The organism is Acidovorax sp. CF316, assembly GCF_000276605.1.
Classification (GTDB): domain Bacteria; phylum Pseudomonadota; class Gammaproteobacteria; order Burkholderiales; family Burkholderiaceae_C; genus Acidovorax.
This window is the reverse complement of sequence record NZ_AKJX01000261.1, coordinates 14,371-30,146: the sequence shown is the minus strand read 5'-3', so window position 1 is coordinate 30,146 and position 15,776 is coordinate 14,371. Positions and strand designations below refer to the sequence as shown.

General features: G+C 68.4%; 12 protein-coding genes. 6 read left to right on the top strand and 6 right to left on the bottom strand.

The annotated features are described in order from the left end of the window. Positions 1-77 precede the first annotated feature (77 nt). Complete coding sequence (locus PMI14_RS29135; protein ID WP_007860465.1) at positions 78-1,400, bottom strand: Glu/Leu/Phe/Val dehydrogenase; 1,323 nt, start codon at positions 1,398-1,400, stop codon at positions 78-80. A gap of 810 nt (positions 1,401-2,210) precedes the next feature. Between PMI14_RS29135 and PMI14_RS33825 the strand changes: the two genes are divergently transcribed. Next, positions 2,211-3,254, top strand: coding sequence for a hypothetical protein (locus PMI14_RS33825; protein ID WP_052024536.1), 1,044 nt, complete (start codon positions 2,211-2,213; stop codon positions 3,252-3,254). A gap of 4 nt (positions 3,255-3,258) precedes the next feature. Here the strand turns inward: PMI14_RS33825 and PMI14_RS29125 are convergent, their stop codons facing one another. Further along, positions 3,259-4,125, bottom strand: a complete 867-nt coding sequence (locus PMI14_RS29125; protein ID WP_035206279.1) for a phosphate--nucleotide phosphotransferase — start codon at positions 4,123-4,125, stop codon at positions 3,259-3,261. A gap of 30 nt (positions 4,126-4,155) precedes the next feature. Beyond that, complete coding sequence (locus PMI14_RS29120) at positions 4,156-5,079, bottom strand: GlxA family transcriptional regulator (RefSeq protein WP_238541925.1); 924 nt, start codon at positions 5,077-5,079, stop codon at positions 4,156-4,158. Between the two features lie 166 nt (positions 5,080-5,245). On the opposite strand from PMI14_RS29120, the gene PMI14_RS29115 reads away from it, so the two are divergent. Next, positions 5,246-6,031 carry an MBL fold metallo-hydrolase gene (locus tag PMI14_RS29115; protein ID WP_007860451.1) on the top strand — a complete coding sequence of 262 codons (786 nt, stop codon included), beginning with the start codon at positions 5,246-5,248 and terminating at the stop codon, positions 6,029-6,031. On the opposite strand, the gene PMI14_RS29110 is transcribed toward PMI14_RS29115, so the two are convergent. Next, a complete protein-coding gene (locus PMI14_RS29110; protein ID WP_007860449.1) occupies positions 6,017-6,994 on the bottom strand; it encodes a LysR family transcriptional regulator in 978 nt (325 codons plus the stop codon). The genes PMI14_RS29115 and PMI14_RS29110 overlap by 15 nt on opposite strands. A 123-nt stretch (positions 6,995-7,117) precedes the next feature. On the opposite strand from PMI14_RS29110, the gene PMI14_RS29105 reads away from it, so the two are divergent. Beyond that, positions 7,118-7,606: a PACE efflux transporter gene (locus PMI14_RS29105; protein WP_007860447.1), complete on the top strand. Its 489-nt coding sequence runs from the start codon at positions 7,118-7,120 to the stop codon at positions 7,604-7,606. Between the two features lie 57 nt (positions 7,607-7,663). Here PMI14_RS29105 and PMI14_RS29100 read toward each other — a convergent pair whose 3' ends face one another. Together PMI14_RS29100 and PMI14_RS29095 are read right to left on the bottom strand one after the other, a co-directional pair. Continuing rightward, entirely contained in the window at positions 7,664-8,590 is a 927-nt protein-coding gene (locus tag PMI14_RS29100; protein WP_007860445.1) for a response regulator, read from the bottom strand. Further along, on the bottom strand, positions 8,574-12,011 hold the full coding sequence (locus tag PMI14_RS29095) for an ATP-binding protein (RefSeq protein ID WP_007860431.1): 3,438 nt from the start codon (positions 12,009-12,011) through the stop codon (positions 8,574-8,576). Before PMI14_RS29095 ends, PMI14_RS29100 begins: the two co-directional genes overlap by 17 nt. Positions 12,012-12,196: 185 nt before the next feature. On the opposite strand from PMI14_RS29095, the gene urtA reads away from it, so the two are divergent. From urtA to urtC, 3 genes are all read left to right on the top strand, one after another. Next, positions 12,197-13,465: an urea ABC transporter substrate-binding protein gene (gene urtA / locus PMI14_RS29090; RefSeq protein WP_007860429.1), complete on the top strand. Its 1,269-nt coding sequence runs from the start codon at positions 12,197-12,199 to the stop codon at positions 13,463-13,465. Between the two features lie 161 nt (positions 13,466-13,626). Beyond that, complete coding sequence (gene urtB, locus PMI14_RS29085; protein ID WP_007860428.1) at positions 13,627-14,541, top strand: urea ABC transporter permease subunit UrtB; 915 nt, start codon at positions 13,627-13,629, stop codon at positions 14,539-14,541. Between the two features lie 41 nt (positions 14,542-14,582). Beyond that, on the top strand, positions 14,583-15,776 hold the full coding sequence (urtC, locus tag PMI14_RS29080) for an urea ABC transporter permease subunit UrtC (protein ID WP_007860426.1): 1,194 nt from the start codon (positions 14,583-14,585) through the stop codon (positions 15,774-15,776).

The window sequence follows — 15,776 nt, the reverse complement described above, 5'->3', positions numbered from 1 at the left end:
CCGGGTGCGGTGCTGGCGGCTGGGTCGGACCGGGGGCCGCCGGATAGGCGGCCGCGGTTCTTGCAAAAAAAGAAATATCAGGGATACAGGCCGCGCATTTCGCGGGCGTGCAGGATGCGCTGGCAGGCCACGATGAAGGTGGCGGTGCGCAGGCTCACCTTGTGCTCCTGGGCAATCTGCCAGACGCCGGCAAAGGCATCCTGCATGATGCGCACCAGGCGGGCGTTGATCTCGTCCTCGCTCCAGAAGAAGCTGGAGAAGTCCTGCACCCATTCGAAGTAGCTCACCGTCACGCCGCCGGCGTTGGCGATCACGTCGGGCAGCACCAGCACGCCCTTGTCGTGCAGGATGTCGTCGGCCTCGGGGGTGGTGGGGCCGTTGGCGCCCTCGATCACCAGCTTGGCCTTGATCTGGCCGGCATTGTGCTCGGTGATCTGGCCTTCCAGCGCGGCCGGGATCAGGATCTCGCAGTCCACGCCCCAGAACTCGTCGGCTGCCATGGTGTCGGCGCCGGCAAAGCCACCCACGCCGCCACGCGCCTTCACGTGGGCCAGCAGGGCCGGTACATCGAGGCCCTTGCCGTTGAAGATGGTGCCGGTGTGGTCCTGCACGGCCACGACCTTGGCGCCGGCCTCGGCAAACAGTTTGCCGGCGATGCCGCCGACGTTGCCGAAGCCCTGCACCGCCACGCGGGCACCGTCGAGCGACAGGCCGGTGAGCTTGGCGGCTTCCACGCCCACGGTGAAGACACCGCGGCCGGTGGCCTCCACGCGGCCGAGCGAGCCGCCCAGGTCCACGGGCTTGCCGGTGACCACGCCGGTGGCGGTGGCGCCGGTGTTCATCGAGTAGGTGTCCATCATCCAGGCCATGATCTGGCCGTTGGTGTTCACGTCCGGCGCAGGGATGTCCTTGGAGGGGCCGATGATGATGCCGATCTCGCTGGTGTAGCGGCGCGTCAGGCGCTCAAGTTCACCGAGGGAGAGCTTCTTGGGGTCCACGCGGATGCCGCCCTTGGCACCGCCGTAGGGCACGTTCACCGCGGCGTTCTTGATCGACATCCAGGCCGACAGGGCCATCACTTCCGACAGCGTCACGTCCTGGTGGAAGCGCACGCCGCCCTTGCCCGGGCCGCGCGAGGTGTTGTGCTGCACGCGGTAGCCCTCGAAGTGGGCGATGGTGCCGTTGTCCAGCTCGATCGGTACGTCCACGATCAGCGCGCGCTTGGGGCGCTTGAGCGTCTCGACCCAGCGGGCCAGGTGGCCCAGGTAGGGCGTGACACGGTCCACCTGCTGCAGGTAGACGCCCCAGGGGCCGAGGTTGTCTGCTTGGAGGTAGGACGGCAGGGTATGGACGGCGCCCAACTTGGAGCTGGTGGCCGGAGCGCCGGAAGATTGCGACATGTGAATTTCCTTGTGGGATAAGTTCAAGCCACGGAGCTTATGCCTGCCTGTTGTCCCTGTCCAAGGCCGGAGTGTTACAGGATTATGCATTTGATGCATAACCTGCCAATTGGCCCGATCGGTGTCTGGAACCGGCGCGCAGCGCCCCTGGCTTGCTACCCTCGAGGGCATCTCCAACGCCTCACGTTCCATGTCCGCCAGCACGTACACCTTCACCTGCATCGGCTCCGATGCCGACGCGCTTTCCACCCTGCACGGCAAGCTGCTGGCCGCTATCGGCACCCCCTGCAGTGCCTGGCCCGAACTCCTGGGCGGCATCTTTGCCGATTGGGACCAGCCCTCGGTGCTCAGTGCGTCGCTGCTGGGCACGACCTTGCGCTGCAGCATAGACGCCTCGGCGCACGATGCACTGGAGAAGGCGCAGATCCTCGCCCTGCATGCCGCGGGTGCCGAGTACCTGCGTGTGCAGGTCTTCAACAGCCAGGTGGGCGAGTCGGACACCACGCACCACCACGCGGGCAAGCGCATCACTGTCAAGGCCTTTCCCAAGCCCGCCCTGTCCGAAGGCGACCGCTTGTACGAGCTGGTGCTCGAGAGCAAGGATGGCGCGCTCGCCAAGGAGATCAAGGCCGGGGCCTCTGCGGACGCCGCGGCCCAGGGCATGCCCCTGTTCATGCACGCCCTGCGCGGGGGCATGGAAAAGTCCGTGCGCGCCATGTTCGATGCCCGTGTGGACCTGGCCCCCTGCCTGCCCTGGGCCACCGAGGGGCCAGCCAGATCGCCCAGCATGGCGGCTGCAGGCGCGAAGCCATGCTGGTCGCGCTGCTGGCGCTGCCAGGCGCAGACCTGGTGGCACTGTCGCGCTCCGTGGCCGTGGTGCAGGCCGTGTGCGCACACCCCAAACTGCTCAAGTGGCTGCTCGCCCAGGAAGGCGTGGACGTGAATGCCAGGTTGTACGAGGAGGAGTCTGCGCAGGAGGTCGGCAGCCTGTTGTTCCACAGCGTCGAGTTCTTCCAGGACAGCGCGGAAGTCCTGGCGGTGCTGGAGGCCCGGGGCGCCTGCTCGGTGCCACCCCTGCAGATGAGCGACGTGGCCCGTCTGGACCGCATGCGCTGTGGCTACCGCGATGCCGAAACCCCGGCGCAGCTGGCGGCTGCGGGCGTCGACCTCGACACCTCGGTCTGGCGTGACGACTATCCGGCGGTGCGCATGCTGCTGCGCAATTTTCAGGGGGCGGCGCGGGATGTGCGCCTCGCCCTGGAACTGCTGGATGCGGGCGCCGGCATCGCTGGCTGGCTGACGCCGGAAGCGGTCCAGGAGGAGGTGCTGGGCGCGCTGCTCGGGTGGCACTGGTACGAGCAGGGTGCAGCCGAGGGTGAGGAGCCCATCGCTCTGGACGGGCAGCGCGTGGACGCTGTCCTCGGCATCTTTCGCCGCCTGCTGGAGCGCGGGCTCAACGCCAACACCCCCGTCGTGTTCAGCGCCGACAACCTGGCGGCCAGGGGCGAAGCCTTTGCTACGCCCCGGGTGCGCTATGAAGGCAGCTTGCTGGGGGCCGTGGCCTGCATGCTGTGCGCACGGGGCAGCGAACTGCGCGGCCTGTGCCTGCCCCTGGTGGAGCTGCTGCTAGGGCATGGCGCCGATCCGCATGCGCCCTGCCGGCGTGTCGCCGGCCACCCAGGCTCGGGTGGCACCCGGATCTGGGTGCGCGGGGCCTGGCTGGAGACCAACCTGCCCTGGCCCGAAGGCGCCTCGGCACTGGACTATCTGCTGCAGCGCCAGGCCCGGGCGCCGGACAGCACCGATGCCGCGGTGGTTGCGGCCCTGCAGGCCAGGAGTCGGCCAGGGCGCTGAACGCTCACTCGACCTTGAAGCCTGCCAGCTGCGGATCCCCCGGCGGGTAGCGCAGTTCCAGGTTCTGCAGCACCTGGCGCAGCACGGTGGCGATCATCAGGTTGCGGTGCGTCTTGGAGTCGGCCGGCACGATGGTCCAGGGCGCCCAGGGCGTGTGCGTGGCGGCGAGCAGGGTGTCGTAGGCCAGGCGGTAGTCCTTCCACTGCTTGCGCACCTCGATGTCGCCCATGCTGAACTTCCAGTGCTTGGCCGGGTCGTCCAGGCGCTCCTGCAAGCGCAGGCGTTGCTCCTCGGGGCTGATGTGCAGCAGGAACTTGAGCACGATGGTGCCCGTCTCGCTGAGCATGCGCTCGAAGTCGTTGATGTGGGCCAGGCGCTGCTGTTGCTGCGCGGGCGTGATCCAGCCATTGACCACGGGCACCAGCACGTCCTCGTACTGGCTGCGGTTGAACACCGTGATCTCGCCGTCCTGCGGCACCTGCTGGTGGATGCGCCAGAGGTAGTCGTGCGCACGCTCGGTCTCGGTGGGGGCTTTCCAGCCCACGGTGCGCACGCCCAGGGCGCTCATGCGGCCGAACACGCCGCGGATGGTGCCGTCCTTGCCCGAGGTGTCGGTCCCTTGCAGTACCACCAACAGCTTGTAGCGCTTGTCGGCATAGAACAGGTTCTGCAGCGCGTCGAGTTCCAGCGCCAGGGCCTCCACGGCCGCCTTGTCCTCGGCCTTGCTGCCCAGCGAGAACGGCTTGGCACCCGGGTCCCAGTTGGCCAGGGCGGAAGCCTTGCCTTTCTTGCCGTCCGCCTTGGGCTGCCAGGCCGACCAGCGCTCGCCAAAGGCCTTGCTGCTGCTCTGGAAGGGGTTCATGGTGTGCATCTCCGGTGAATAGGACTATCGAAGGGGCCGTCAGTGGCTGCCATGGGCCATGCGGTAGGCCATGGGCGTCTGGCCGGTGGCATGGGTGAAGGCCCGGTGCAGGCCTGCTTCGCTGGCAAAGCCCAGGTCCTGGGCGATGCGCTTGAGCGGGTAGCGGGTCTGGCACAGGGCATCACCGGCCTGCCGCAACTTGATGCGGCGCATCCAGTGTGCCGCAGACAGGCCTGTGTGTGCGCGCACCCGCCGCGCAAGGGTGCGGGTGGACAGGTGCATGGCCGCCGCCAGGTCGGCCAGGCACAGGCCCTGGGCCGGGCTGCGCTGCACCCAGAGCATGGCGCTGCGCAGGGCGGGCTCTGCCTGGGCCATCAGGTCGAGCCCGGCAAACACCGGGTGGGTGGTGCGCGGGCGGGGCAGCATCAGCACCTCCTGCAGGTCCTGCACCGCCTGGGGTGGCAGCCGTGCCGCCAGCGCGTGCAGCATCAACGGCAGGTAGCCGCTGGCGCCGGCGGCCGTGGTGGCGGCCGCGTGGGCCACCAGGGGCTCGTCCAGGCGCCAGTGCACGGCCGAAAACTCCTGCTCCAGTGCCGCCCGCAGCCACCAGGTGGCCGTGGCCGCATGGCCATCGAGCCGACCGCTGGCCGCCAGCAGCACCACGCCGGCACAGTAGCTCCACAGCTGCGTGCGGCCGGGCAGGGCACGCAGCGCCCGCACCAGGGGTTGCAGGGGGCGCAGCTGGGCCCGTACTTCGTCGGGTGACGACAGCCACAGGCCTGGCACCAGCACGGCATCGGCCTGTGCCTGGACCAGGGTCTCGGTGGGCGCCAGTGCCGGCCCCTGCCAGGTGGCAACCGGCTGCAGGTCCAGCCCCACCCACAGCACGTCGAACAGCGGCCTGCCCGCACGCAGGTTGGCCGCGCGCGCCATGTCGGCGGTGGCAAACAGGCCCGCAGGCATACAGCCCTCATAGAGCAGCAGGGCCAGGCGCAAAGGGCGCGAGGGGGAGGGGGAATCAGCACCCGGGGTTGGCATGAATTGGCAATGAATCGTCCATTCCGGCCATTTTCACCAGACGCACGCCTTTGAACAATAGGTCTTCATCCATTGCCACAACACCTCTCCCATGAAGATCACCCAATTGCGCAACGCCACCATCGTGCTGGAATTCACGGCTCAGGGCACGCCCGTGGTCCTGCTGGTCGACCCCATGCTCTCGCCACAGGGCGGCCTGCCCACGCTGCGCTACCTGGGCGGCACGCGCCGCCGCAACCCCATCGTGGAGCTACCTCAAGGGGCCGATGCCGTGCTGGGCCGCGTGACGCATGCCCTCATCACCCATTGCCAGCGCGGCCACTTCGATCACCTGGACCGGGCGGGCAAGCAGTTCCTGCGCGGGCGCAGCACGCCCGTCGCCTGCATGCCCCGCGATGCGGACTACCTCGCCGCACGTGGCCTGGTGGTGCAGCCGCTGACCGGTCCCGGCCGGCAGCCCTTCCTGGGCGGTGGGCACATCACGCCCATCGCCTGCCTGCATGGGCGCGGCTGGGTCGGCCGGCTCATGGAGCATGGCCATGGCTACCTGATCGAGATGCCGGGCGAGCCCAGTGTCTACATTGCCGGCGACACGGTGCTCACCCCCGAGGTGCGCGACTGCCTCACCCGGCTGCGGCCCGACGTGGCCGTGCTGCCGGCCGGCGGCGCGCGTTTCGACCTGGGGGGCGAGATCCTCATGGACGGGGGCGACATGATCGAGGCCTGTGCACTGGCGCCCGGCCTGGTGGTGGCCAACCACCTGGAGGCACTCGACCATTGCCCCACGACGCGGGCGGATCTGGCAGCGATGGCCGCACAGGCAGGCCTGCAGCACCGGCTGTGGATCCCGCAGGACGGCGAGTCACGCGTGTTCTGAGGCGGGTGCCGAGCAGGTCTGTTCCGGTGCATGCCCGGCCCGCAGCGCATCGTGCGCCATCAGCTCCACGAAGCGGCGTGCACCCAGGCCCAAGGGGCGCTCCTTGGACCAGACCACGTCCACCCACAGCGCCGTGCCGTTGCTCAGGTTCTCGAAGGGCATCTCCAACAGCGTGCCCGCGTCGATGCGCGGCTGCACCAGCGCGCGCGGCTGCCAGCCCCATCCCAGGCCGGCCTCGATCAGGCCCAGGGCGGCCAGGTGGTTGTCGGTGCGCCAGTGGTGGCGCGCAAAGACGAAGCGCCGGTCGATCTGCGCCAGGTCGCGGCTGGCCACCACGATCTGCCGCGTGGTCGTGAGGTGCTCCTCGCGCAGCTGGGCCCGGGCGCCGGCTTCGCCCCGGGCCTCGGCGGCCGCGCGCGCTGCCTGGAGCACCGGGTGGTCAGGCGCCATCACCGCCACCAGGGTCTCGCTGCCCACCTCCTGGAAGCCTTCGCGCCCGTCGATGCTGGGCCGCTCGAACACCAGCGCCAGCTGCGCGCGCCCGGTGTGCAGCAGCTCCAGCGCATCGACCTGGGGCGCAGCCAGCACCTCCACCTGCAGCAGCGGGTACTCGCGCGCCAGGGCGGCGATGGGCTCCGTCCAGCGCGAGGCCAGCAGCTCGGGCGCAATCGCCACCGTGAGCCGCTCTTCCAGGCCCTGGGTCAGCGACAGCGCCTGGGCGTTGAGCTGCTGCAACTGCCCGGCCAGTAGCCGCGCCTGGGGCTCCAGCGCCCGCGCGGCCGCCGTGGCCCGGGGCTCGCGGCCGCTGCGGTCGAAGAGCGGCATGTCCAGCTCCGCCTCCAGGTGGGCAATCGCCATGCTCACGGCCGAGGGCACGCGCGAGAGGCTGCGCGCCGCCGCCGAGAAGGAGCCCTGGTCCAGCACGGACAGGAAGACCTGGATGTTGTCCGAGGAAAAAGCCATGGCTTAGGGCCTTTTCACCCTGATTTCGCGACCCCGAAGTCAGGGTGAAAAGGTCCTAATCTATCAGAAAAACTGATACAAGCTAACTTTTTATATCAGTCGCAAGCACATAAAGTTCGGGCCATGGAAACGCAGAACACCACCACCTCCCTGGCAGCGCCGCAGGCTGCCGCCGGCCTGCAGGGCGTCAAGCGCCGGGTCGTTTACGTCACGCTGTACGAACTCATCGCCATCTTTGCGGCCACGGCGGGGCTGGCCTTCCTCACCGGCCAGGGCGCCGCGCATGCGGGCGTGATTGCTGCCGTTGCGGCCCTCATCGCCGTGGCCTGGAACCTGCTGTTCAACTGGGCCTTCGAGCGCTGGGAGTCGCGCCAGGAAGTGCGCGGGCGCAGCACCAGGCGCCGGGTGGTGCATGCCATCAGCTTCGAGATGGGCCTGGTGGTCACCCTGGTGCCGATCTTTGCCTGGTGGTTCCACATCAGCCTGTGGCAGGCGCTGGTGATGGACATCGGCATGATCGTCTTCTTCCTGTGCTACACCTTTGTCTTCAACTGGGTGTTCGACCATGTGTTCGGCCTGCCGGCCAGTGCGCAAGGCATCGCCCAGCCTTGAAACCAGCGGTGCCTGACCGCAGGGGGTGAAACTGGCGCGGCCAGGAGGTGCTTCATCTCAACCCTGCAGCAACTGCCCCGCGATGGCGGCTGCTGCCGTGCGGGTCTCCACCCCCAGCTTCTCGAAGATGTGCTCCAGGTGCTTGTTCACCGTGCGCGGGCTCATGCCCAGGATGTCGGCGATGTCGCGGTTGGTCTTGCCCTTGGTGAGCCACGAGAGCACCTCGGTCTCGCGCGGGGTCAGCGCCACCTGCTGAAGGTGGCGCGGCGCTGCGGCCTCGGGCCGGGCGTGGCTGAGCAGCAGCATCGATTCGGCCAGGCCGCTGGCGCCCATGTGCCGGGCCAGCAGCTGGCGGCCGTCGGCCAGGGCCAGGGTCTGTTCGCCATCGCGCTGGGCCTGCACCAGCCAGGCGGCGGCCACCTCGGTGGGGGCCTCGGCATGGGCGAAGGCGTCTTCCAGCCAGCGCGTGGCCTGGGGTGAGCGCCAGGCCATGCGGCCCTGGCCATCGAGTACCACCACGCCCAGGCCGGCCACGTCCACTGCCTCGCGCGCCAGGCGCGTGGCCTGGGCATTGCGCACATGGGTCGCCAGGCGCGCCAGCACCTCGGGGATGCGCAGCGGCTTGACCACGTAGTCCACGCCACCGCTGGCAAAGCCCTGCAGGATCTGCGCCGTGTCCGACAGCCCGGTCATGAACACGATGGGCACGTGCGACCACGGCGGCGTGGCCTTGAGCTGGCGGCACAGCGCGAAGCCGTCGATGCCCGGCATCACCGCGTCGAGCAGCACGCCGTCGGGCACCACCATGTCGAAGCGCTGCAGCGCCTCTTCGGCGTCGCGCGCGGCCAGCACGGCGTAGCCCTCGGCGGCGAGCGCGTCGCAGAGCATGCGCAGGGTGTCCAGGGCGTCGTCCACCACCAGGATGACGCGCTGGCCGGGCACGCCGGGGCTGACCGGCGCGGTGGGATCAAAGGGACTGTTCATGGTCGGGTTCGCGAAGGTGGCGGGCCAGGGCCTCGAAGTCGAAACGGTCGGCACAGGCCTGCAGCACGGCCAATGCCGCAGCGTGGGCCGGCAGCTGGGCACGTGCCTGGCGCAGCAGCTCGCGCACGGCACCGGCCTGGCCCTGGCGCGCCAGGCGCGTCAGGCCGTCGCGCAGGTCCTGGGGCAGGCTGGCGGGAGCGGGTACCGGGCCCGCGGCCTGGCCCGCTGAGGGCGGCAGGGGCTGCGGCGTGTTGTCGTGCACCCATTCGAGCTGCAGCGCCGCCTGCAGCGCACGCAGCAGCTCGGACTCGATCACCGGCTTGCCCACGAAGCCCTGCACCTGCATGGCCGCCAGGCGCCCGGGCTCGTGGTCGAACTGGTTGGCCGAGACGAAGACGATGGGCAGCGCGCTGGCAGGCAGCAAGGTGCGCAGCAGACCCGCGGTCTGCCAGCCATCGAGGTCGTCCATGGAGATGTCGAGCAGCACCAGGTCGGGCGGGGTCTGGCGCACGATCTCCACGCACTCGCGCCCGCTCGCCGCCTCGCGCACGATGAAGCCCAGCGGCACCAGCAGGCCGGCCAGCAGCTGGCGCTGCAGCGGCTGGTCGTCCACCACCAGCAGCGTGCGGCGCGGGGCGATGTGGCCGATCACCGGGCGCAGGGCCGCCATGTGGGCCGGGCGCCACGCCGGGTCGGGCGAGATGCCGGGCAGGTACAGGCGCACGGTGAAGGTGCTGCCCTGGCCCGGGGTGCTGGCCACCGTGAGCTCGCCGCCCATGAGCTGGGTAAGCAAGTGCGTGATGGTCAGGCCCAGGCCGGTGCCGGCCTCGCTGGCCCGGCGCCCGGCGCTGCCGCGCTCGAAGGGCAGGAAAATGCGCTCGCGGTCCTGCGGCTCGATGCCGATGCCGGTGTCGATGACCTCGATGCGCGAGACATGCGGGCGAAAGTCCATGCGCAGCCGCACCTCGCCGCGCTCGGTGAAGCGCACCGCGTTGGACAGCAGGTTGATCAGGATCTGGCGCAGGCGCTTGGCATCGGCGCGTATCCAGCCCGGCATGGTGCCTTCGGTCTGCACCACGAAGCGCAGGCCCCTGGCCTCGGCCTGCGGGCGCAGCATGCCTTCCACGTTCTGGATCAGCTCGGGCAGGGGCAGGGGCGCCAGGTCCAGGCGCAGCCGGCCGGCCTCGATGCGCGCCAGCTCCAGCGAGCCGTCGATCAGCGCATGCATGTGCTGCCCGCTGTGCTGGATGGTGGACAGGCTCTCGCGCAGCCAGCCCTCGGTCTGTGGGTTCTTGAGCAGGATCTGCGTGTAGCCGAGGATGCTGTTGAGGGGCGAGCGCAATTCATGCGTCATGCCGGCCACGTAGCGCGTCTTGGCCAGGCTGGCCGACTCGGCCTGGTCCTTGGCGGCCTGCAGCTCGGCGTCGGTGCGCTTGTGCGCCTCGATCTCCTGCAGCAAGAGCTGCGTCTGGCGCTCCGACTCGTCCTGCGCCATGCGCCGGCTGTCGGTGCTCAGCACCACCCACCAGGCGCACACGGCGGCCAGCAGCGCCAGCAGCGCGAAGACCTTGAAGAACGGCATGCGCAAAAACTGCGCGGGCGTTTCCAGGCTTTCCTGCACGTAGACCACGCCGAGCAGGAACACCAGCACCGCGCACAGCGAGACCATCACCATCAGGTACTGCCCCATGCGGAAGTTGACCTTGGCTGCCCAGTGGCGTGGCAGCAGCAGTGCGGCCACGGCGCGCAGCTGGTCGGTGGCGCGCGAGCCGGTCTTGCAGCGGTCGTGGCAGCGCGATTCGAGCGAGCAGCACAGCGAGCAGATGGCCGCGCCGTAGGCCGGGCAGCGCGCCATGTCCTCGGACTCGAACTGGTTCTCGCACACCGTGCAGCGCACGGCCTCTCCGGGTTGCCAGGTGGTGTCGGGCTGGCGCGCCAGGTAATAGCGCCCCTTGGTGGCCCAGGCCAGCAGCGGGGCCAGCGCCATCGACAGCACGAGCGCGATGAAGGGCGAGAACGCGGCCGCCATTTCGCCCAGCATGCCGGCATAGGCGCAACAGGCCACCGTGGCCGCCAGCACCATGGAGCCCAGCCCCACGGGGTTGAAGTCGTACAGGTGCGCGCGCCGGAACTCGATGCCCGGCGGCGACAGCCCGAGCGGCTTGTTGATCACCAGGTCGGCGACCAGCGCCCCCACCCAGGCGATGGCCACGTTGCTGTAGACGGCCAGCACCTTCTCGAGCGCGCCGAACACCCCGAGCGTCATGAGCAGCGTGGCAATGCCCACGTTGAACACCAGCCAGACCACGCGCCCGGGGTGGCTGCGCGTGATGCGCGCGAAGAAGTTGGACCAGGCAAGCGAGCCCGCGTAGGCATTGGTCAGGTTGATCTTGATCTGCGAGACCACGACGAACAGCACCGTGACCGCCACTGCCAGGCCCGGCAGGCCCAGCGCCTGCATGACCTGGTGGAAGCCCGCGAGGAACATCTGCGTGGGCTCGGCCGCGCGCGTGGTGCCCACTTCGAACTGCAGCGCCGCGAACGCCAGGAAGGCGCCGCCCGCCATCTTCAGCATGCCCATCACGATCCAGCCCGGGCCGGCCACCAGCACCGCGCCCCACCAGCGCCAGCGGTTGGCGGCCGTGCGCTCGGGCAGGAAGCGCAGGAAGTCCACCTGCTCGCCGATCTGCACCACCAGCGAGAAGATAACCGTGCCCGCCACGCCGAACATCAGCAGGTTGAACTGGCTGCTGCCGCTCTTGAGGCCCGAGAGCCCGGCGAAGTCGCGGTACAGCTGCGGCTGGGTGAGCGCGATCCACACGAAGGGCAGCAGCAGCAAGAACAGCCACAGTGGCTGCGTCCAGGCCTGCAGGCGCGAGATCAGCGTGATGCCGCGCATGGCCATGGGCAGGATGACCAGCGAGGACAGCACGTAGCACCACTGCAGCGGCCAGTCGACCACCATCTGCAGCGCCAGCGCCATGATGGCCGCCTCCAGCGCGAAGAAGATGAAGGTGAACACCGCGTAGATCAGCGAGGTGATGGTCGAGCCCAGGTAGCCGAAGCCCGCGCCGCGCGTGAGCAGGTCCATGTCCAGGCCATAGCGCGCCGCGTAGTAGGCGATGGGGAGCCCGGTCAGGAAGATCAGCACCCCCACCGCGAGGATGGCCCACATGGCGTTGGAAAAGCCGTAGTTGAGCGCGATGGCCCCGCCGATGGCCTCCAGCGCCAGGAAGGACAGCGAGCCGAAGGCGGTGTTGGCCACGCGGAACTCGCTCCAGCGCCGAAAGCTCTTGGGGGTGTAGCGCAGCGCGTAGTCCTCCATGGTCTCGTCGGCCACCCAGGCGTTGTACTCGCGCCGGAAGCGAAAGATCGTCTGCGGTGCAGGCTGCGGGGCGCTGGACGGGGTGGAAGAGTGCATGCACCGGCCCATGCAAGAAACGTTCTAGCCACGCCGGGCAGGCAGTGCGTACGCAGGGGCTACGTTAATTGACGTATGGGCGTGAACCAGGGTTCTCCCTAATCTTCAACCCAGCGCGGCACCCAACCGGCCGGCGCCGCACACCACCCCGATCCAACCCGTCTGTAGCAAGGAGCGTTTTCACCATGAAGCACCTCACCGATCCGAATGCCCTGGGCCTTCCTCCCTCCACGGACGGCGGCCGCCGCCGCCTGCTGCAGGCCATGGGCGCCGCCTCGATGGCCGGCCTGCCGGCCTGGTCCTTTGGCCAGACCACGGCCGCTGTCAACACCACCAAGCTGGCCGTGACGGACACCGAGGTCACCGTGGGCCAGCTGCATTCGGCCACCGGCACCATGGCCATCTCCGAGACCGGCTCCATCCAGGCCGAACAGCTCGCCATCGACCAGATCAACGCCATGGGCGGTGTGCTCGGCCGCAAGATCAAGGTGATCAAGGAAGACGGCGCCTCCGACTGGCCCACCTTCGCTGAAAAGTCCAAGAAGCTGCTCATCAATGACCACTGCGCCGCGGTGTTCGGCTGCTGGACCAGCGCCTCGCGCAAGGCCGTGCTGCCCGTGTTTGAAAAAGAGAACGGCCTGCTCTACTACCCCACCTTCTACGAAGGCCTGGAGCAGTCCAAGAACGTGATCTACACCGGCCAGGAGGCCACGCAGCAGATCCTGTACAGCCTGGAGTGGGCCAAGACCGAGAAGAAGGCCAAGACCTTCTTCCTGATTGGCTCGGACTACATCTGGCCGCGCACCTCGATGAAGATCGCGCGCAAGCATGTCGAGAACTTCCAGAAGGGCAAGATCGTCGGCGAGGAGTACTACCCATTGGGCAGCACCAACTTCGGCTCGCTGATGAACAAGATCAAGGTGCAAAAGCCCGACTGCCTGTTCGTGGCCGTGGTGGGCGGCTCCAACGTGGCCTTCTACAAGGCGCTCAAGGCCGCCGGCATCACCGGCGACAAGCAACTGCTGGTCACGCTCTCGGTCACCGAGGACGAGATGACCGGCGTGGGTGGCGAGAACTTCGCGGGCTTCTTCTCGTCGATGAAGTACTTCCAGTCGCTGGACAACGAGAACAACAAGAAGTTCGTCGCCGCCTTCAAGGGCAAGTACGGCAAGGACGCGGTGATCGGCGACGTGACCCAGGCCGGCTACCTGGGCCCCTGGCTGTGGAAGGCCGCGGTCGAGAAGGCCAAGAGCTTCGACGTGGACAAGGTGGTGGCCGCATCGCCGGGCATCGAGCTCAAGACCGCGCCCGAGGGCTACGTCAAGCTCGACGCCAACCACCACCTGTGGAGCAAGTCGCGCATCGCCATGGGCATGCCGGACGCCAGCTTCAAGGTCGTTGCCGAATCGCCGGAGCTTATCAAGCCCGATCCCTTCCCCAAAGGGTATCAGTAACCACCCCCTGAGCGGCTACGCCGCTTCCCCCTCTCTCGCTTCGCGGGAGGGGGACGACGCCCTCGCTGCGGGGCGGCCCTTGCTCGGCGTCCCTGGCTTGGGCCGTGCCTTTGCGTGCCCCGTTCTTCGTACCGACCCGTTTGCGCTCAGGAGCAGCACCCATGACCTTCTCAGAAATGCTCAACATCGGCCTCATGCAGGGCTTTGCGGGCCTGAGCCTGTTCGCCGTGCTGCTGCTCATGGGCCTAGGGCTGGCCATCATCTTCGGGCAGATGGGCGTGATCAACATGGCGCATGGCGAGTTCATGACCATCGGCGCCTACACCATCTACCTGGGCTCCACGCTCGCGTCGACGCATGCGCCGCAGCTGGTGGCCTACTACTTTCCGGTGGCCATCGTGGCCGCCTTCGGCATTGCCTTCGCCGCCGGCTGGCTGGTGGAATGGGGCCTGATACGCCACCTGTACAAGCGCCCGCTCGATACGCTGCTGGCCACCTGGGGCATCAGCCTGGCGCTGCAGCAGTGCTTTCGCACCTTCATCGGCCCCAAGGAAGTCAGCCCCACCTTGCCCGACTGGCTGCTGGGCTCGTGGGCACCCGTCGAGGGCCTGGATATCCCCATCAACGGCATGTTCGTGCTGGGGCTCACGGTGGTGGTCACCTGCGGCGTGCTGCTGGCGCTGCACCGCAGTCGCTGGGGCCTTCGGGTCCGTGCAACGGTGGCCAACCGCGTGATGGCCAATGCCACGGGCATCGATACGCAAAAGACCGACCGCCTGACCTTCGCCATCGGCTGCGGCATCGCCGGTGTGGCGGGGGCCGCCTTCACCACCATCGGCTCCACCGGGCCGACCTCGGGCTCGCTCTACATCGTGGACGCCTTCCTGGTCGTCACCTTCGGCGGTGCGGCCAGCCTGCTGGGCACGGTGGTCTCGGCCTTCGGCATCGCGCAGACCCAGTCCATCACCGAGTTCTTCCTGGCCGGCTCCATGGCCAAGGTGATCACGCTGTCGCTGATCGTGCTGATCCTGATGGTGCGGCCGCAGGGCCTGTTCGCCTCCAAGGTGCGCCGCTGAGCGTTCGCCGACCCCCCACCTGAGTTCACCGGAGTCCTTTCATGAATGCCCTCAAAGCCTGGATCCAGCGCTACCAGCTCGCCAGCCTGGTGCTGCTCACCGTGCTGCTGGCCGTGGTGCTGCCGCTCGCGCTCGACATCTTTCGCCTGAACCTGGTGGGCAAGTACCTCACCTACGCCTTCGTGGCCATCGGCCTGGTCATGGTCTGGGGCTACGGCGGCGTGCTCAGCCTGGGGCAGGGTGTGTTCTTCGGCCTGGGCGGCTACGCCATGGCCATGTTTCTCAAGCTCGAAGCCTCCGACCCCATCAGCACCAAGATCCAGTCCACCCCCGGCATCCCCGACTTCATGGACTGGAACCAGATCACCGAGCTGCCCGCGTTCTGGGTGCCGTTCAAGAGCCTGCCGTTCTCGCTGGCCGCGGTGATCGTGGTGCCCACATTGCTGGCCTTTATCGTGAGCTTCGCCATGTTCAAGCGCCGCGTGGGCGGCGTGTACTTCGCCATCATCACCCAGGCCGTGGCGCTGATCTGCACCGTGCTCATCATCGGCCAGCAGGGCTACACCGGCGGCGTCAACGGCATGACCGACCTCAAGACCCTGTGGGGCTGGGACACGCGCACCGACAGCGCCAAGTACATCCTGTACTACGTGTGCGTGGCGCTGCTGGTGCTGTCCATCGTGCTGTGCCGCTTCATCCAGACCAGCAAGCTCGGCACCCTGCTGCTGGCCATGCGCGACAAGGAAGACCGCGTGCGCTTCTCGGGCTACGACGTGGCCAACTTCAAGGTCTTCACCTTCTGCCTGGCGGCCGCGCTCTCGGGCATCGGCGGTGCGCTGTTTTCGCTGCAGGTGGGCTTCATGTCGCCGAGCTTCGTGGGCATCGTGCCGTCCATCGAGATGGTGATCTACGCCGCCGTGGGTGGGCGCATGAGCCTGGTCGGGGCGGTGTACGGCACCTTGCTGGTCAACGCCGGCAAGACCTACTTCTCCGAAAGCTTTCCCGACCTGTGGCTGTTCCTCATGGCCGCCCTGTTCATCGGCGTGACCATGGCCTTCCCCATGGGCCTGGCCGGCCTGTGGGAGAGCCACATCGTGCCCTGGTGGAAGGGCCGCCGCGAGGCGCTGCGCCAGGCTGCGGTGCGGGCGCCGGTGGCACCGCCAAGCCGCCCGCCCACCGATGCGCCGGCCGCCGCCCCGAGCCTGCCTGAAGGCGCCAGCAGCCAGCGCGCCTGA